The organism is Amnibacterium soli (assembly GCF_039544415.1).
GTDB classification, from domain to species: Bacteria; Actinomycetota; Actinomycetes; order Actinomycetales; family Microbacteriaceae; genus Amnibacterium; species Amnibacterium soli.
On record NZ_BAABLP010000004.1, the window covers coordinates 147,840 to 163,942 of the forward strand.

Genomic DNA, 16,103 nt, shown 5'->3' on the forward strand with positions numbered 1-16,103 from the left:
ACGGTTTCACACCCTCCTGCCACGGATCGTCCGTGGCCGTCTAGACCAGAGGAGGTGGGGTAGTGACGCAGAAGTACGAGCTCATGGTCATCCTGGACCCGAGCATCGACGAGCGGACGGTCGCACCCAGTCTCGACCGGTTCCTCGGTGTCATCCGCAACGACGGTGGCACCGTCGACGGCGTCGACATCTGGGGCCGTCGTCGGCTGGCGTACGAGATCGACAAGCACACCGAGGGCATCTACGCCGTCGTGCAGCTGACCGCGACGAGCGCGACGACGCAGGAGCTGGACCGCCAGCTGGGCCTGTCCGAGGCGGTGCTGCGCACGAAGGTGCTGCGCGCCGACGAGGCCGTGGCCGTGGTCGGCAAGCCCAACGACAACGCCGGCGAGCCCCGTCCGGAGCGCAGCGAGCGCCCCGACCGCGGTTCCCGCGGCCCCCGCCCGCCCCGCACCTCCTCCCCGAGGTAGTCGGCCGTGGCGGGCGAGACGATCATCACGGTCGTCGGCAACATCACCAGCGACCCCGAGCTGCGCTACACGCAGAACGGGCTCGCGGTCGCGAACTTCACGATCGCCTCCACGCCGCGCAACTTCGATCGCGCGAGCAACGAGTGGAAGGACGGCGAAGCGCTGTTCCTCCGTGCGAGCGTGTGGCGCGACTTCGCCGAGCACGTCGCGGGATCGCTGACGAAGGGATCCCGCGTCATCGCGACCGGGCGCCTGAAGCAGCGCTCCTACGAGACGAAGGAGGGCGAGAAGCGCACCTCCATCGAGCTCGAGGTCGATGAGATCGGCCCCTCGCTCCGCTACGCGACCGCGCAGGTCACGCGTTCCAGCGGCGGATCCGGCGGCGGCGGTGGCCGCGGCCAGGTCGGCGGCGGTGGCGGTGGCGGTGGCGGCGGCATGGGCGGTGGCGGCGGTCGTCCGCAGTCCCAGCCGCAGAGCGACCCGTGGGGCGCGCCCTCGGGCGGCTCCGGCGGCGGTTCCGGTGGCGGCAACGACGGCTGGTCCACGCCCGGCGCATACGACGACGAGACGCCGTTCTAGGCCTCCCGTCCCCTCTCACACTCTTTCTGACGTAAAGGACACCTCATGGCAGGCAAGGCGCGCGGCGACAGCCGCAAGCCGCGGACCAAGGGCGGCAAGCCGCTCGCTCCCGCGAAGCGCATCAAGGTCGGGCCGATCGACTACAAGGACGTCGCGACCCTCCGCAAGTTCATCTCCGAGCGCGGAAAGATCCGCGCCCGCCGCATCACGGGCGTCTCCGTGCAGGAGCAGCGACTCATCGCTCGTGCCGTGAAGAACGCGCGCGAGATGGCGCTGCTCCCCTACTCCGGCTCCGGCCGCTGATCGGAGGACGGCACATGTCGAACACCAAGCTGATCCTGACGCACGAGGTCTCCGGCCTCGGCAGCGCGGGTGACATCGTCGAGGTGAAGGGTGGCTACGCCCGCAACTACCTCGTCCCGCAGGGCCTCGCCACGGCGTGGACCCGCGGCGGCCAGAAGCAGGTCGACCAGATCGCGAAGGCCCGCAAGGCCCGCGCGGCGGCGTCGCTCGAGGAGGCGCAGGCCCAGAAGGCCCGCCTCGAGGCCCAGGCCGTGCGCATCCCGGTGCGCACCGGTCAGGCCGGCCGCCTGTTCGGTTCCGTCTCGACCGCCGACGTGGCGGACGCGGTGGAGGCGGCGGGCCTCGGCTCGATCGACCGCCGCACCGTCGAGTTCACCTCCCCGGTGCGCTCGGTCGGCACCCACGAGGCGACCGTCCGACTCCGCGAGGACGTCACCGCGTCCCTCACGCTGGAGGTCGTCGGCAAGCGCTGAGCCTGCTGCAGCATCGACGCGGCGCCGGTCCCTCTCGGGGGGCCGGCGCCGTTCGCGTCCCCGGCGGGCAGCGGCCCCCGCCCGGGCCGCCGACGGCGGTCGGACCGCGACACGCCCGCCGACAGCGGCGGCCCATCTCCGGTCGCCACTTATCCCCAGGTGCCCCTGTGCACTGTCGAAGGACCTGATCAGACCGGCAACACGGCCCGCTCGCAGGGTTCTCCGCGACTGGTTGTCCACAGGCGTTCCACATGTGCACGACCGGACTTCCCGCGCGTCGTCCACAAGGCCGTGCACACCCCCTCGCGTAGGTTCTGCGGGTCCGCGGCGCGTCGGTGTGTCCGGGCCAGGTGCTAGACCACGGTGGGACCGGAACGGCGGCGTCGCCGCCCGGAAGCCGTGCAGGGAAGGGGTGCTCGAACGCATGTCGATGACGGAGTGGGACACCGCCGCACCCCCGGACGACCAGTGGGGCGAGCGGTCCAACCGCAAGGAGCGCACCCCGCCGCACAACCTCCTCGCGGAGCAGAGCGCGCTGGGCGGCATGCTGCTGTCGACGGACGCCGTGGCCGACGTGCTCGAGGTCGTCGTCGGCGCCGACTTCTACGTGCCGAAGCACGAGGTCATCTTCCAGGCGATCCTGAGCCTGTACTCGCGCGGCGAGCCGACCGACGCGATCACCGTCGGCGACGAGCTCGGACGCACCGGCGACGTGCAGCGCGCCGGCGGCGAGGCCTACCTCCACACGCTCACCAACATCGTGCCCACGGCGGCGAACGCCGGGTACTACGCCCAGATCGTGGCCGAGCAGGCCGTGCTGCGGCGGCTCGTCGAGGCCGGCACGCACATCGCGCAGATGGGCTACGAGGCGCAGGGCGACGCGCTCGACCTGCTGAACCAGGCCCAGGCCGAGGTGTTCGGCATCGCCCGCGAATCGGCCACCGAGGACTACGCGCCGCTCTCCGAGGCGGTGACCATCGCCATCGACGAGATGGAGGCGGCGAGCGGGCGAGACGGCGAGCTGACCGGCGTGCCGACGGGCTTCAAGGGCCTCGACGACCTGACCAACGGGCTGCACCCCGGCCAGATGATCATCATCGGCGCGCGTCCCGCGATGGGGAAGTCGACGCTCGCGCTCGACTTCGCCCGGCACGCGAGCGTCAAGGCGCAGATGCCGACGATCTTCTTCTCCCTCGAGATGGGCAAGAGCGAGATCGCGATGCGGCTCATGGCCGCCGAGGCGACCATCTCGATGCAGGACATGCGCAAGGGCCGCCTGAGCGCCGACGACTGGACGAAGATCGCCGCCACCCGCGGCCGCATCAACGACGCTCCGCTCTTCATCGACGACAGCCCCAACATGACGCTCGTCGAGATCCGCGCCAAGTGCCGGCGGCTGAAGCAGAAGTACGGGCTGAAGCTGATCGTCATCGACTACCTGCAGCTGATGTCGAGCGGCAAGCGCGTGGAGAGCCGGCAGCAGGAGATCAGCGAGTTCTCGCGGGCGCTCAAGCTGCTCGCGAAGGAGCTGGGCGTGCCCGTCATCGCGCTGTCGCAGCTGAACCGCGGTTCCGAGCAGCGCGCGGACAAGCGCCCGGCGATCTCGGACCTCCGCGAGTCGGGCTCGATCGAGCAGGACGCCGACATCGTGATCCTGCTGCACCGCGAGAGCGCCTACGACCGCGACCAGCCGAACCCCGACGCCGACCTGATCGTCGCGAAGCACCGCGCCGGCCCCACGGACACCGTCACGGTCGCCTTCCACGGCCGGTACTCGCGGTTCGCCGACATCGCCGCCGTCTGACCCAGCGCTGCGGGCGGAGGGACGGCCGCCCGGCCGTACCCTTGATCCTCGGCCCGCGGATCCCCGGGGCCGGGAGGGACACGTGAGCACGACGACCAGACCGGCCCGCTTCCCGGTCTCGACGCCGCTCGCGGTCGCCGTGCGGGCGATCGTCGCCGCGGGGCTCGCGATCGTCGTCACCTTCGCCCTCGACCACGGCGACCCGGCCCGCTTCGGCCTGCTGGTGCTCGGCGGCTACCTGATCGTGCAGGCCGTGGTGCTCGCCGTCTGCGCGCCGGGCCTCGCCTGGTCCCGCGTCGGTCGCGCGCTCGTGCTCGTGCGTGCGCTCGTGTCGCTCGTGGGCGGCGTGATCGCGCTCACGGGGGTCGACGGCGGCATCGACGTGCTGCGCCCGCTCGAGGCGCTGGTGTTCCTCCTGCTCGGCGCGCTCGAGATCGTCGGCGGCCTGCGCCGCTCCGAGCGCGCGGACCTCGCGGGCGACGCCGTGGTCGTCGGCGGCCTGCAGGCGCTCGTCGGGGTGCTGCTGATCATCCTGAACTCGGACCCGCTGTTCGCGGTCGGGGTGCTCGCCGCGTGGGGCGCGATCGTCGCCGTGTACCTCGGCATCTCCGCCGCCAACCTCCGTCGTCGGGCGGTCCGCGCGTGACGGGCCCCTCGTGGCGCGAGCGGATGAAGCCGCTCGAGCTCGTCGGCATGGCCGCGGTGCTCGGCGTGTTCGCCGGGGGCGTCGGCTTCCTCGGCAGCCGCTCCATCGAGCTGTCGCTGATCTTCGCGGGCGTCGCCTTCATCGTCGGGCTGCTCGTGCTCGCCATGCTGGCCCTCGCCAGCGGCACCGCGCAGGACGGCGACCAGCAGGGGCCCGTGCTCGACCGCGAGCGGCCCTCGCGCCGCCGTCGGCGCGACCGCTCCTAGCGGACGAGGGGCCCCGCGGTGGCGGCGCGGAGCACGCGCTCCGCCTCGTGCGCGAAGTCGCGCAGCCGGTCGACGTCCACCGAACCCGTCAGGCGCGGGTCGGTCTCCACGAGGCACAGGGCGCCCACCGCGGAGCCGTCCTCGGCGTGGACGGGGATCCCGGCGTAGAAGACGGGCACGGGCAGGCCGGCGCGGGCCTGTGCCGGGAAGCAGGGTGCCGCGTCGACCGCGACGACGAGCGGCTCGCCCGCGGTGACGACGGTCTCGCAGCAGGTCAGCGACTGCGTCTCGGCCGCCGGGCCCGAGCCGTGGTTCGTGATGCGCCAGCGCCGCTCGCCGTCGAACAGCGAGATGGCCGCCTCCGCGACGCCGAACTCGTCCGCCGCCCGCCGCACGAGGTCGGTGAGCGCGGACAGCGCGCCCGTGCGCGCGGCGTCGACCAGCACTCGGCGGTCGACGCGCTGGCCGGGCGCCGGCCGGACGACCGCGACCGCCGCGGCGCGGTCGCGCAGGGACTTCGCGAACGCGGAGGCGATGGGCAGGCTGAAGGCGGCGTGCAGGTCGCCGCCCGCGCGCCGGCCGACCAGCTTCGCGAGCGGCGGTGCGGGCAGGTAGGTCACGTCTGCACGGATCTGCGCCAGCCGGTGCGCGACCCGGTCGAGCCGAGCGGCGTGCCGCAGGGCGATGGGGTTCAGCGGCTGCACGCGCGTCGGCACGTGCACCGCGGGTGCGCCGACGAGCAGCACCGGGGCCCCGGCGGGCAGGGCGGCCTGCACCACGTCGACGAGGTCGACGATGCGTGCGCCCCAGTCGGCGACCGGGGTGAGCCGCATGGCGTCCGCGGCCCCCACCGCGACGACGGCGCCGTCGTAGTGCCGGCCGGCTCGTGCGTGCAGGTCCTCGGCGACGGCCTCCCCGTCCGCCGTCGGGTCGCCCACGAGGTCGAGCTCGCAGGAGCGACCGGTGATCGCGCGCACGCTCGCCGCGATCGCGGCGGTCGGCGCGTGCCGGCGACCGCCGTTCCAGCCGTGGTCGAGCCCCGTGCCGACGAAGAGGATGCGGAGACCGAGACCGAGGTCGTCGCGCCGGTCGGCCGGACGGGCGGGAGCGGCCGCCTCGTCGACAGGCAGCGCGTGCCGCCTCCCGTCCGCCGGGCGGCGGACGGAGGTCGATGCACGCTGGATGGTCACCCGACGAGCCTGTCCGAACCGCCCTGTCCACGGCGGCCCCAGATCTCGGGGAACTTTCCGTGCAGGCCCGACGGGTCCACGCTGCACGCATCCGCGATCGTCTCGACGGTCAGCGGACGTGGTCGACCAGCTGCTCCGCGAGTCCCGTGTAGCCGGCGGGCGTGAGCGCGCCCAGTCGCTGCGCCGCGGCGTCGTCGAGACCCAGTCCGGCCACGAACTCCGCCATCCGCTCCGCGGTGACGCGCCGGCCGCGGGTGAGCTCCTTGACGAGCTCGTACGGGTTGGCGGCCTCGCTGCGCCCCGCGACGATCTCCGCGCGCACCACCGTCTGGACCGCCTCGCCCAGCACCTCCTGGTTGGCGTCGAGGTCGGCGAGCAGGCGGTCGCGGTCCAGCTCGATCTCGCCGAGCCCGCGGGCGAGGTTGTCGAGCGCGACCAGGCCGTGGCCGAGCCCGACGCCGATGTTGCGCTGGGTGCTGGAGTCGGTGAGGTCGCGCTGCCAGCGCGAGGTGACGAGCGTGCGGCGCAGGGTGCCGAGCACGCCCTCCGCGAGCTCGAGGTTCGCCTCCGCGTTCTCGAAGCGGATGGGGTTCACCTTGTGCGGCATCGTCGAGCTGCCGGTCGCGCCCGCCTGCGGCACCTGGATCAGGTACCCCTCGGCGATGTAGAGCCAGACGTCGGTGCAGAGGTTGTGCAGCACGCCCCCGACGTGCTCGATGCGGCCGTAGAGCTCGACCTGCCAGTCGTGCGACTCGATCTGCGTCGTCAGCGGGTTCCACACGAGGCCGAGGCCCTCGACGAAGCGGCGGGTCAGCGCCTGCCAGTCGACGTCCGGCACGGCGACGACGTGCGCCGCGAAGTCGCCGCTCGCGCCGTTCGCCTTGCCGGTGACCTGGACGGCGAGCACCTGCTCGCGGAGGCGGGCGAGGCGGTGCACGAACACCGCCAGCTCCTTGCCCATCGTGGTCGGGGTCGCCGGCTGGCCGTGGGTGCGGGCGAGCATCGGCGCGTCCGCCCAGCGCAGGGCGAGCCCGCGGAGCTTCTCGAGCACCGCGTCGAGGGCGGGCACCCACACCTCCTGCACGGCGGTGCGCACGGTCGTGGCGACCGCCAGGTTGTTGATGTCCTCGCTCGTGCAGGCGAAGTGCACCAGCTCGGCGAGGCCCTCGAGGCCCAGCGCGGGCAGCCGGTCGCGGAGGTAGTACTCGACGGCCTTCACGTCGTGGCGGGTGACGGCCTCGTGCGCGGCCAGCTCGGCCACGTCGTCGGCGCCGAACTCCGTCACCACGCGGCGCAGGCCGGCGCGCTGCTCGTCGGAGAGGGCGGACGTGCCGGCGACGCCGGCGTCGGTCAGGGCGATGAGCCACTCGACCTCGACGCGCACGCGGGCGCGGTTGAGGCCCGCCTCGGAGAGGTGGACGGCGAGCGGCGCGGTCGCGGCGCGGTAGCGGCCGTCGAGCGGGGAGAGCGGCTGGTCGGCGGGAGCGGGCATCGGGGCCTCCTTCGGCTGCCCCCATTCTCCCCGGGCGCCGCGGTCCGCTCCTCCCCACCCCGATCCGGTCCCTCAGGACTCCCGGCGCGAAGCCGGGAGCGGAGGATTCCCGCGTGCTCCCCGACCCCTCCCTCGCCGCACCGGACGCGGCCGACCTCCTCGAGCTCCTGCGCCTCGAGCAGCTGGTGCGCGCGGTGCCGCTGCCGTCCCCCGAGCTGCCCGGCTGGCAGTCGCTCACCGCGCAGGAGTACGAGGTCGCCGCACGGCGCCTCGCGGACCTGCTCGGCACGATCGCCGCGGCGCTCGCCGCAGCCCGGGCGTCCGGATGAGCGGGCCCTCCGTCTCCGGCGGCGGCACGATCGCCGTCGACACCGACGCCATGGTGCAGGCGGCGCACCGGCTGGCGACGGCGCAGGACGCGCTCGCCGGCATCGCCTCGCGCACCGCGGCCTGCGCGGGCGGGCTGCCCGACGGTCTCCCGCGCAGGCACGTCGACGAGGCGGTCGTGCTGCTGCGGCGGGCGACCGCGGAGGCGGAGGCCGCCGCGGACGGCCTGCGCACCGCCGCGCTGCGGTACGGCGGGGTCGAGCACCTGGTCCTCGACGGGCAGCGCGGTGCGGCCGCTGCGGCGGCCGCGGTCACCGGCGCCCTCATGCGCCTGTCGGTCCCGGTGCTCGGAGCGGCGGGGCCGGTGCTGGTCGCCGGCGGCGTGCTCGAGCTCGCGGCGCTGCTCGTCGCCGCGCGCACGGTGCAGCGCACGATCGAGACCGGCCGGCTGGCACCGCAGTCGGACCCGGTGCTGCTCCGCGCCCTCGCGCTCGCCGCGGCGTCCCTCGACGACGGCGTGCGCGGCGCCCTCCTGCTCGAGACCCCGCAGCACCTCGTGTCCGACGACCCGGCGGGGGCGATCGGCAGCGAGGGGATCGGCGCCCTGCTCGCGGCGCTGCTGCTCCATCCCGCGGGAGCCCGGCTCAGCACGGTGCCGACCTCCGAGCGGGCCGTGCGCTCGCCGCGGCGGCTCGCCGAGCTGGCGGACCGCCTGCCCGACGGCTCGGAGCCCGGCGGCCAGGTGCGGATCGAGCGGTACGACGACGCCGACGGCACCCGCTGGATCGTCTACATCGCCGGCACGGTCACCTTCGACCGCGACAGCGGGGACGAGCCCTTCGACCTCGCGTCCGACGTGCTCGGCGTCGCCCACCGCACCAGCGACTCGGAGGAGGCGGTGCTGCAGGCCATGCGCACCGCCGGCGTCGGCGCCGACGAGCCGGTGCTGCTCGTCGGGCACTCGCAGGGTGCGCTCGACGCGGTGCGGGTCGCGCAGGACGGCGGGTACGAGGTCGGCGGCGTCGTGCAGTTCGGGGGCCCGACCGGGCAGGTGGTCCTGCCGGAGGACGTGCCGGTGCTCGCGGTCGAGCACGACGAGGACCTGGTGCCGGTCCTGGGCGGCACCGCCGCGTCCGGCGCCGCCGGCCTGCGACGGCTCGTGATCCGGCGGTCGCTGCCCGGCGGCGGGTTCGGGCGCCCGACGTCACCCGCCACGGCGGCCTTCCCGGCGCACGACCTCGGGGCCTACCGGCGGACCACCGCGGAGGCGGAGGCGTCCGGCGACGCGAGGGTGCGGGCCTTCCGCGACCGGCTCGGCCCGTTCCTCGACGGCCGCGAGGGCACCGCCACGCGCTGGCGGGCCCGGCGGGTCAGTCCTGGTTCCGGCCCGACAGCGGACGGAGCACGAGACCGAGGACCCAGCCGATGACGCCGACCACGAGCGCGCCGAGCACGCCCCACCAGAACCCGTCGACCACGAGCCCGAAGCCGATGACGTCGCTGATCCAGGCGACGAGCAGGAACAGCAGCCCGTTCACGACCAGGGAGATCAGCCCGAGGGTCAGCAGGTAGAGCGGGAAGGCGACGATGCGGATCGCGGTGCCGAGCACCCCGTTCACGAGGCCGAAGATCAGGCCGAGCAGCAGGTAGGTGAGCACGGTCGCGATCACGTCGCCGGACTCGTACGAGACGACGCGCACCCCGGCGTCGCGCCAGAGGAACGAGAAGAGCAGGGTCGTGAGCCACAGCGCGATCGCGTTGGCGATCGCGCGCACGACGAAGCGGCGCATCGGACCACTATGGCAGCCGGCGGTCGTGGATGCGCCGGGGGGCATGGAGGCCCGCGCGCCTGCGCTCGTCGGAACCGTGCATGGAACGGGCTCGCGCTTTGTGCCCTTCCTCCAGCGGTGGGGCGCCCCGTGCCGGGTACCGTCCACGGATACAGTGATCGGCGGGCCGTGCGGCCCACCGTGCGCGGCCCGTCGGGTGCGCGTCGACGCACCACGTGAGGAGCGCAGGTGGCCTCAGGCTCCGAGACGATCAGCGTGCTCGACCAGGACGGCGCGATCCGCCCCTCCGCGGCGGCCGAGCCGTACGCGGACCGGGCGCTGGCGACCTCCGTCGAGCAGCGGATCGGCTTCCTCCGCGACATGGTGCGGGTGCGCGCGTTCGACGTCGCCGCCGCGAACCTGCAGCGGCAGGGGCAGCTGGCCCTCTGGGTGTCGAGCTACGGCCAGGAGGCGGCGCAGGTCGGCTCCGCCCGCGCGACCCGGACGCAGGACACCGTCTTCCCCGCGTACCGCGAGCACGCCGTCGGCATGATCCGCGGCCTCGACCTGCTCGAGATCATCCGGCTCTACCGCGGCGCGGTCCACGGCGGGTGGGACCCCGCCGCGGCCGGCAACTTCCGGCAGTACTGCCTGGTCATCGGCTCGCAGACGCTGCACGCGACCGGGTACGCGATGGGACTCCAGCTCGACGGCGCGACCGCGACGGGCGATCCGGAGACGGACGCCGCGGTCGTCGTCTACTTCGGCGACGGCGCGACCTCGCAGGGCGACTCGAACGAGGCGCTGGTCTTCGCAGCGAGCTACCGCACGCCGACGGTGTTCTTCATCCAGAACAACCACTGGGCGATCTCGGTGCCCGTGGAGCGGCAGTCGAGGGTCGCGCTCGCCGGCCGGGCCGCCGGCTTCGGCATGCCCGGCGTGCGGCTCGACGGCAACGACGTGCTCGCCTCGTTCGCGGTCACCGGCGCCCTGCTCGACGACGCGCGCGCGGGCGCCGGACCGGCGCTCATCGAGGCGCTGACCTACCGCATCCAGGGCCACTCCTCCTCGGACGACCCGACGAAGTACCGGTCGGAGGAGGAGCTGCAGCGGTGGGCCGAGCGGGACCCGATCCTGCGCCTCCGCCGCCACCTCGAGACCGAGGGCGTCGGCGCCGACCTGTTCGACACGATCGACGCGGAGGCGGCCGACCTCGCGGCCGACGTGCGCCGCCGCACGCTCGAGCTGCCCGATCCGCCGATGGCCGACCTGTTCCAGCACGTCTACAGCGAGCCGCACCCGCTGATGGACGAGCAGCTGCAGTGGCTGCGCGACTACGAGGCCTCGTACGGGAGCGACCGATGACCACGATGCCGATGGTCCGCGCGCTGAACGCGGGGTTGAAAAAGGCCATGGAGGACGACTCCAAGGTGCTGATCATGGGGGAGGACGTCGGCGCGCTCGGCGGCGTCTTCCGCGTCACCGAGGGGCTGCAGACCGAGTTCGGAGACCGCCGGGTGCTCGACACCCCGCTCGCCGAGTCCGGCATCATCGGGACCGCGATCGGCCTCGCGATGCGCGGCTACCGCCCGGTGTGCGAGATCCAGTTCGACGGGTTCATCTACCCGGGCTTCGACCAGATCACCTCGCAGCTCGCGAAGATCACGAACCGCCACCGCGGCAGCCTGTCGATGCCGGTCGTGATCCGCGTGCCCTTCGGCGGCCACATCGGCGCGGTCGAGCACCACCAGGAGAGCCCCGAGACGCTGTTCGCGCACACCGCGGGCCTCCGCGTCGTCTCCCCCTCCACGCCGAACGACGCCTACTGGATGATCCAGCAGGCGATCGCGTCGAACGACCCCGTGATGTTCTTCGAGCCCAAGGGCCGGTACTGGCCGAAGGGCGAGGTCGACCTGGAGCGCCCGGCCGTCGGCCTGCACGCCTCCCGCGTCGTCCGCACCGGCACCGACGCCACCCTGATCGGCTACGGCCCCATGGTGAGCGTGCTGCTGAGCGCGGCGGAGATCGCCGCGCAGGAGGGCCGCAGCCTCGAGGTGGTCGACGTGCGCTCCCTGTCCCCGATCGACTGGGCGCCGATCCTGGCGAGCGTCGAGAAGACCGGCCGGGCGGTGGTGGCCCACGAGGCCTCCGGCTTCCTCGGCCTCGGTGCGGAGATCGCCGCGACGCTCACCGAGCGCGCGTTCTACTCGCTCGAGGCGCCCGTGCTGCGGGTCGGGGGCTTCGACATCCCGTTCCCGCCCGCCAAGCTCGAGAAGCTCCACCTGCCCGACGCGGATCGCGTGCTCGAGGCCGTCGACCGCTCGTTCGGCTACTGACGAAGCCGCATTAGGAGAACCGTGACCACGTCCCACTTCTCCCTGCCCGACGTCGGCGAGGGACTCACGGAGGCGGAGATCGTCTCGTGGAAGGTCGCGCCCGGCGACGCGGTCACCGTGAACCAGGTGGTCGTCGAGATCGAGACCGCGAAGTCGCTCGTCGAGCTGCCGTCGCCGTACGCGGGCACGGTCGAGGAGCTGCTCGTCGCGGAGGGGGACACCGTCGCGGTCGGCACGCCGATCTTCGCGGTCGCCTCCGGCACCGCCGAGCAGCTGGCCGCGCCGCTGCAGACGCCGGCGCAGGCCGCCTCCCCCGACGAGGTGCAGGTCCGCGAGCCGGCCGAGCAGGTCGAGCCGCCGGCGGAGGAGCGCTCCGGCGCCGTCCTGGTGGGCTACGGGGTGGACGCGCGGGCGAAGAGCCGGCGCGGGCAGCGCCGCGGCCCGGTCGCGAGCCCGGTGCCCACGAAGCCCGCCGTCGCCGCTCCGGTGAAGCCGCCGATCCGCAAGCTCGCGAAGGACCTGGGCGTCGACCTCGCCCGCGTGGCGCCGAGCGGCCCCTCGGGCGAGGTGACGCGGGACGACGTGCTGCGCAGCAAGCAGCAGGAGAGCGTGTTCCGCAACGTCGAGACGCCGGCGTGGCCGGACGACCGCGAGGAGCGGATCCCGGTCAAGGGCGTCCGCAAGGCGATCGCGAGCGCCATGGTGCGCAGCGCCTTCACCGCGCCGCACGTCAGCCTCTTCGTCGACGTGGACGCGACCCGCACGATGGAGTACGTGCGGCGCCTGAAGGCCTCGCCGGACTTCGCGTCGGTCAAGATCTCGCCGCTGCTCGTGATGGCGAAGGCGATCATCTGGGCGGTGCGCCGCAACCCCACGGTCAACTCGACGTGGACGGACGCGGAGATCGTCGTCCACCACTACGTGAACCTCGGCATCGCCGCGGCGACCCCTCGCGGGCTCATCGTGCCGAACGTCAAGGACGCGCAGTCGCTGTCGATGCGGAACCTGGCGGGCGCGCTCGAGCAGCTCGTCATCACGGCGCGCGACGGCAAGACGACGCCGGCCGACATGGCGCAGGGCACCATCACGATCACGAACCTCGGCAGCTTCGGGATGGACACCGGCACGCCGATCCTGAACCCGGGCGAGGTCGCGATCGTCGCGCTCGGCACCATCCGGCAGAAGCCGTGGGTCGTCGACGGGGAGGTCGTGCCGCGCTACGTGACCACGATCGGGGCGAGCTTCGACCACCGCATCGTGGACGGCGACGTGGCGAGCCGATTCCTCGCGGACGTCGCCGCGGTGATGGAGGAGCCCGCGCTGCTGCTGGACTGACGGCTCGGCGCCCGGCGCCGAGTTTGAGAATCATTGTCATCAAGCGCTAGCCTGCCGTCCGTGCAGCGCCTCGCCGTCCTCCTCGTCGTCCCACTGCTGCTCCTCACCGGCTGCTCCGCGTCGGCCGGCGCGGAGGACGGCGGCCGCATCCGCGTCGTCGCCTCCACCGACGTGTGGGGCGACGTCGTGCGGCAGGTCGGCGGGTCCGCCGTGCAGGTCGACTCCCTGATCGACGACCCGTCGCGCGACCCGCACGACTTCCAGGCCGACGCCCGCGACCAGCTCGCCGTGTCCCGGGCGCGGCTCGTCGTGGTGAACGGCGGCGGGTACGACGACTTCCTGACGCAGCTGCTGAAGAACGCGCCGGACTCCACCGCACGTATCGACGCCGCGGACGTGTCGGGGCTCGACCGGACGCCGGACTCGGGGGAGTTCAACGAGCACCTCTGGTACGACGTGCCGGTCGTGTCGGAGGTCGCGGGCCGCATCGCACGGGAGCTGACCCGCATCGATCCCGAGCGGAAGGCGACCTTCACCTCGCGGTTGAACCGCTTCCGGGAGCAGCTCGACGGCCTCGAGCGCACCGAGGCCGACATCCGCCGCACCGCGCAGGGGAAGGGCGTGGCGATCACCGAGCCGGTGCCGCTGTACATGACCGAGGCGCTCGGGCTCGTGAACCGCACCTCGCCCGACTTCAGCGAGGCGATCGAGGAGGGGGACGACGTCGCCCCCGCGCTGCTCCGCGAGCAGCTCGCGCTCCTGTCCGAGCACCGCGTGGCCGTGCTCGCCTACAACGAGCAGACCACCGGCGCGACCACCGAGCAGGTGCTGGCGGCGGCGAAGGCGGCCGACGTGCCGGTCGTCGGGGTGCGGGAGACGCTGCCGGAGGGGAAGGGCTACGTCGCGTGGATGCAGCAGGACCTCGCGGCGCTGCGCGCGGCGGTGAGCCGATGAGCGCCTCGCTCGAGCTGCGGGACGCACGGCTCGCCTTCGGCGGGCGCACCCTGTGGCGGGACCTCGACCTCGACGTGCAGCCGGGGGAGTTCGTCGCGGTGCTCGGGCCGAACGGATCCGGGAAGACGACGCTGCTGAAGGCCGTGCTGGGGATCCAGCCCCTGAGCGGCGGCTCGCTGCGCGTGCTCGGGCGGGCGCCGTCCCGCGGCGACCGTCGCATCGGCTACATCCCGCAGCAGCGCCTCCTGGACGCGTCGACGCCGGTCCGCGGCGCGGACCTCGTCGGGTTCGGCGTGGACGGCCCCCGGCTCGGCCTGCCGTTCCGCCGGCGCGCGGACCGGGAGCGGGTGGCCCGTCTCGTGGCGGAGGTGGGCGCCGAGGGCTTCGCCGACCGCCCCGCCTGGCGCCTGTCCGGCGGTGAGCAGCAGCGGCTCCGGGTCGGGCAGGCGATCGCGGACCACCCCGCGCTGCTGCTCTGCGACGAGCCGCTGATCTCGCTCGACCTCGCGAACCAGGCCGCGGTCAGCGGGCTCATCGACCGGCAGCGCCGGGAGCACGGCTCCGCGGTGCTGTTCGTCACCCACGACGTGAACCCCGTGCTCGAGCACGTCGACCGGGTCGTCTACCTCGTGGACGGGCGGGTGCGGATCGGCCCGCCCGACGAGGTGCTCACCTCCCCCGTGCTCAGCGAGCTGTACCGGACGCACATCGACGTGGTGCGCGTGCACGACCGGATCGTCGTCGTCGGCGCCGGGCACGATCCGCACGAGCACGCCGAGGAGGCGTCATGAGCCTCTTCGACTACTCCGACTACGGGGCGCTGCTGTCCCTGGTCACGAACTCGTTGATCGCCGGCGCGCTGCTCGGCGTGGTCGGCGGCCTGGTCGGCTTCTTCGTGATGGCGCGGGACCTGCCGTTCGCGGTGCACGGCATCAGCGAGCTGTCGTTCGCCGGTGCGGCGGGCGCGCTGCTGATCGGCGCGGACGTCGTGACCGGCTCGGTGGTCGGCTCCGTCGTCGCCGCGCTGCTCATCGGCCTGCTGGGGGCGCGGGCGAGGGAGCGCAACTCCGTCATCGGCGTGCTGATGCCGTTCGGGCTCGGCCTGGGGATCCTGTTCCTCGCGCTCTACCCCGGCCGTTCCGCGAACCGGTTCGGGCTGCTGACGGGCCAGGTCGTCTCGGTCGACGGCCCGCAGGTGCTCGTGCTCATCGCGGTGTCGCTCGTCGTGCTCGTCACGCTGCTGCTCGTGTGGCGGCCGCTGCTGTTCGCGAGCGTCGACGAGGAAGTCGCCGTCGCCCGGGGCGTGCCGACCCGGGCCCTCTCGATGCTGTTCATGGTGCTGCTGGCCCTGACGGTCTCGGTGGCCGTGCAGACCGTCGGTGCGCTGCTGGTGCTCGCGCTGCTCGTCACCCCGGCCGCCGCCGCGCTGCGGGTCGCGTCCGGACCGCTCGCGGTCAGTCTGCTCAGCATGCTCTTCGCGACCGCGTCGGTCGTCGGCGGCATCCTGCTGGCCCTTGGGTCCTCCATCCCGATCAGCCCGTTCGTCACGTCGCTGTCGTTCCTCATCTACCTCGTCTGCCGCGTCGCCGGGGCCCGCCGGTCCGCGCGCGTACGCTCGGCCGCATGAAGCGGCGGACCTGGCAGCGCACCGCGGTGCAGGAGGCGCTCGCGGGCCGCGAGGACTTCGTGAGCGCCCAGGCGCTGCACTCCTCGCTGCGTGCCGACGGCTCGCCGATCGGGCTCGCGACCGTGTACCGCGCGCTCGCGGACCTGGCGGAGGAGGGGGAGGCGGACTCCCTGCAGGCCGAGGGCGAGAGCCTGTACCGCGCCTGCGCCTCCCCCGGTCACCACCACCACCTGATCTGCCGGTCGTGCGGCCGCACCGTGGAGATCGAGGCGGACGACATCGAGGCGTGGGCCGCCCGCACGGCGGCGGCACACGGGTTCCGGGATCCGCAGCACGTCGTCGACGTGTTCGGCACCTGCGAGGCCTGCACTGCCCGCGAGCAGCCGATGCGACTCTGAAACGCAATCAGGTGTTCGAACCTCGGCGATTCACGTGCGCGGTGGTTTCACGCGCTGGAGGAGGCTGCGCCGAGGGACTCTGGTAGGGTTCTCGATCGGCCGCGTCGCGGCAGTGGTCGTCCCGCACCCGGGGG

Annotated in this window: 19 protein-coding genes; 16 read left to right on the top strand and 3 right to left on the bottom strand. The window is 73.6% G+C overall.

The annotated features are described in order from the left end of the window. Positions 1 to 62 precede the first annotated feature (62 nt). From rpsF to ABEA53_RS10175, 7 genes are all read left to right on the top strand, one after another. On the top strand, positions 63 to 470 hold the full coding sequence (gene rpsF, locus ABEA53_RS10145) for a 30S ribosomal protein S6 (RefSeq protein ID WP_345481021.1): 408 nt from the start codon (positions 63 to 65) through the stop codon (positions 468 to 470). A 6-nt stretch (positions 471 to 476) separates the two neighbouring features. Continuing rightward, the gene (locus tag ABEA53_RS10150; RefSeq protein WP_345481023.1) at positions 477 to 1,049 is read left to right on the top strand and encodes a single-stranded DNA-binding protein; all 573 of its coding nucleotides are present in this window, start codon (positions 477 to 479) and stop codon (positions 1,047 to 1,049) included. Positions 1,050 to 1,094: 45 nt separating this feature from the next. Continuing rightward, positions 1,095 to 1,352: a 30S ribosomal protein S18 gene (gene rpsR / locus ABEA53_RS10155; RefSeq protein ID WP_345481024.1), complete on the top strand. Its 258-nt coding sequence runs from the start codon at positions 1,095 to 1,097 to the stop codon at positions 1,350 to 1,352. A gap of 14 nt (positions 1,353 to 1,366) precedes the next feature. Further along, positions 1,367 to 1,825 (top strand): 50S ribosomal protein L9, encoded by a 459-nt coding sequence (gene rplI, locus ABEA53_RS10160; RefSeq protein WP_345481025.1) that lies wholly within the window; start codon positions 1,367 to 1,369, stop codon positions 1,823 to 1,825. 424 nt (positions 1,826 to 2,249) lie between these two features. Further along, on the top strand, positions 2,250 to 3,629 hold the full coding sequence (dnaB, locus tag ABEA53_RS10165) for a replicative DNA helicase (protein WP_425550618.1): 1,380 nt from the start codon (positions 2,250 to 2,252) through the stop codon (positions 3,627 to 3,629). Positions 3,630 to 3,711: 82 nt separating this feature from the next. After that, positions 3,712 to 4,275 carry a hypothetical protein gene (locus ABEA53_RS10170; RefSeq protein ID WP_345481026.1) on the top strand — a complete coding sequence of 188 codons (564 nt, stop codon included), beginning with the start codon at positions 3,712 to 3,714 and terminating at the stop codon, positions 4,273 to 4,275. Beyond that, positions 4,272 to 4,541: a hypothetical protein gene (locus tag ABEA53_RS10175; protein WP_345481028.1), complete on the top strand. Its 270-nt coding sequence runs from the start codon at positions 4,272 to 4,274 to the stop codon at positions 4,539 to 4,541. The genes ABEA53_RS10170 and ABEA53_RS10175 overlap by 4 nt, the downstream gene beginning before the upstream one ends. Here ABEA53_RS10175 and ABEA53_RS10180 read toward each other — a convergent pair. Both ABEA53_RS10180 and purB read right to left on the bottom strand, forming a co-directional pair. Further along, positions 4,538 to 5,731 carry a hypothetical protein gene (locus ABEA53_RS10180; protein ID WP_345481029.1) on the bottom strand — a complete coding sequence of 398 codons (1,194 nt, stop codon included), beginning with the start codon at positions 5,729 to 5,731 and terminating at the stop codon, positions 4,538 to 4,540. The two genes, ABEA53_RS10175 and ABEA53_RS10180, sit on opposite strands and share 4 nt — an antisense overlap. Before the next feature lie 109 nt (positions 5,732 to 5,840). After that, the gene (purB, locus tag ABEA53_RS10185) at positions 5,841 to 7,223 is read right to left on the bottom strand and encodes an adenylosuccinate lyase (protein ID WP_345481030.1); all 1,383 of its coding nucleotides are present in this window, start codon (positions 7,221 to 7,223) and stop codon (positions 5,841 to 5,843) included. Positions 7,224 to 7,336: 113 nt separating this feature from the next. Here purB and ABEA53_RS10190 point away from each other — a divergent pair, with 113 nt between their 5' ends. Further along, positions 7,337 to 7,552 (top strand): hypothetical protein, encoded by a 216-nt coding sequence (locus ABEA53_RS10190; protein WP_345481031.1) that lies wholly within the window; start codon positions 7,337 to 7,339, stop codon positions 7,550 to 7,552. Beyond that, entirely contained in the window at positions 7,549 to 8,979 is a 1,431-nt protein-coding gene (locus ABEA53_RS10195) for an alpha/beta fold hydrolase (RefSeq protein ID WP_345481032.1), read from the top strand. The genes ABEA53_RS10190 and ABEA53_RS10195 overlap by 4 nt, the downstream gene beginning before the upstream one ends. Here ABEA53_RS10195 and ABEA53_RS10200 read toward each other — a convergent pair. After that, complete coding sequence (locus tag ABEA53_RS10200; RefSeq protein WP_345481034.1) at positions 8,921 to 9,340, bottom strand: phage holin family protein; 420 nt, start codon at positions 9,338 to 9,340, stop codon at positions 8,921 to 8,923. The genes ABEA53_RS10195 and ABEA53_RS10200 overlap by 59 nt on opposite strands. Before the next feature lie 228 nt (positions 9,341 to 9,568). Between ABEA53_RS10200 and ABEA53_RS10205 the strand changes: the two genes are divergently transcribed. Genes ABEA53_RS10205 through ABEA53_RS10235 form a run of 7 tightly spaced genes read left to right on the top strand, consistent with a single transcriptional unit; the run spans position 9,569 to position 15,969 of the window. Beyond that, positions 9,569 to 10,684 carry a thiamine pyrophosphate-dependent enzyme gene (locus ABEA53_RS10205; protein WP_345481035.1) on the top strand — a complete coding sequence of 372 codons (1,116 nt, stop codon included), beginning with the start codon at positions 9,569 to 9,571 and terminating at the stop codon, positions 10,682 to 10,684. Beyond that, entirely contained in the window at positions 10,681 to 11,655 is a 975-nt protein-coding gene (locus tag ABEA53_RS10210; RefSeq protein WP_345481036.1) for an alpha-ketoacid dehydrogenase subunit beta, read from the top strand. Before ABEA53_RS10205 ends, ABEA53_RS10210 begins: the two co-directional genes overlap by 4 nt. Before the next feature lie 21 nt (positions 11,656 to 11,676). Continuing rightward, positions 11,677 to 12,990, top strand: coding sequence for a dihydrolipoamide acetyltransferase family protein (locus ABEA53_RS10215; RefSeq protein ID WP_345481037.1), 1,314 nt, complete (start codon positions 11,677 to 11,679; stop codon positions 12,988 to 12,990). A 60-nt stretch (positions 12,991 to 13,050) separates the two neighbouring features. Continuing rightward, on the top strand, positions 13,051 to 13,944 hold the full coding sequence (locus ABEA53_RS10220) for a metal ABC transporter solute-binding protein, Zn/Mn family (RefSeq protein ID WP_345481038.1): 894 nt from the start codon (positions 13,051 to 13,053) through the stop codon (positions 13,942 to 13,944). Next, positions 13,941 to 14,735, top strand: a complete 795-nt coding sequence (locus ABEA53_RS10225; RefSeq protein ID WP_345481039.1) for a metal ABC transporter ATP-binding protein — start codon at positions 13,941 to 13,943, stop codon at positions 14,733 to 14,735. Before ABEA53_RS10220 ends, ABEA53_RS10225 begins: the two co-directional genes overlap by 4 nt. Then, positions 14,732 to 15,571, top strand: coding sequence for a metal ABC transporter permease (locus ABEA53_RS10230; RefSeq protein ID WP_345481040.1), 840 nt, complete (start codon positions 14,732 to 14,734; stop codon positions 15,569 to 15,571). Before ABEA53_RS10225 ends, ABEA53_RS10230 begins: the two co-directional genes overlap by 4 nt. Beyond that, entirely contained in the window at positions 15,568 to 15,969 is a 402-nt protein-coding gene (locus ABEA53_RS10235) for a Fur family transcriptional regulator (RefSeq protein ID WP_345481041.1), read from the top strand. The genes ABEA53_RS10230 and ABEA53_RS10235 overlap by 4 nt, the downstream gene beginning before the upstream one ends. Positions 15,970 to 16,103 lie beyond the last annotated feature (134 nt).

What these genes read in the sequence shown, in the direction of transcription:
- ABEA53_RS10225 (WP_345481039.1), top strand. Translation starts at nt 13,941, where the DNA reads ATGAGCGCCTCGCTCGAGCTGCGGGACGCACGGCTCGCCTTCGGCGGG.
- rpsR (WP_345481024.1), top strand. Translation starts at nt 1,095, where the DNA reads ATGGCAGGCAAGGCGCGCGGCGACAGCCGCAAGCCGCGGACCAAGGGC.
- ABEA53_RS10210 (WP_345481036.1), top strand. Translation starts at nt 10,681, where the DNA reads ATGACCACGATGCCGATGGTCCGCGCGCTGAACGCGGGGTTGAAAAAG.
- ABEA53_RS10235 (WP_345481041.1), top strand. Translation starts at nt 15,568, where the DNA reads ATGAAGCGGCGGACCTGGCAGCGCACCGCGGTGCAGGAGGCGCTCGCG.
- ABEA53_RS10230 (WP_345481040.1), top strand. Translation starts at nt 14,732, where the DNA reads ATGAGCCTCTTCGACTACTCCGACTACGGGGCGCTGCTGTCCCTGGTC.
- ABEA53_RS10195 (WP_345481032.1), top strand. Translation starts at nt 7,549, where the DNA reads ATGAGCGGGCCCTCCGTCTCCGGCGGCGGCACGATCGCCGTCGACACC.
- purB (WP_345481030.1), bottom strand. Translation starts at nt 7,223, where the DNA reads ATGCCCGCTCCCGCCGACCAGCCGCTCTCCCCGCTCGACGGCCGCTAC.
- ABEA53_RS10200 (WP_345481034.1), bottom strand. Translation starts at nt 9,340, where the DNA reads ATGCGCCGCTTCGTCGTGCGCGCGATCGCCAACGCGATCGCGCTGTGG.
- dnaB (WP_425550618.1), top strand. Translation starts at nt 2,250, where the DNA reads ATGTCGATGACGGAGTGGGACACCGCCGCACCCCCGGACGACCAGTGG.
- rplI (WP_345481025.1), top strand. Translation starts at nt 1,367, where the DNA reads ATGTCGAACACCAAGCTGATCCTGACGCACGAGGTCTCCGGCCTCGGC.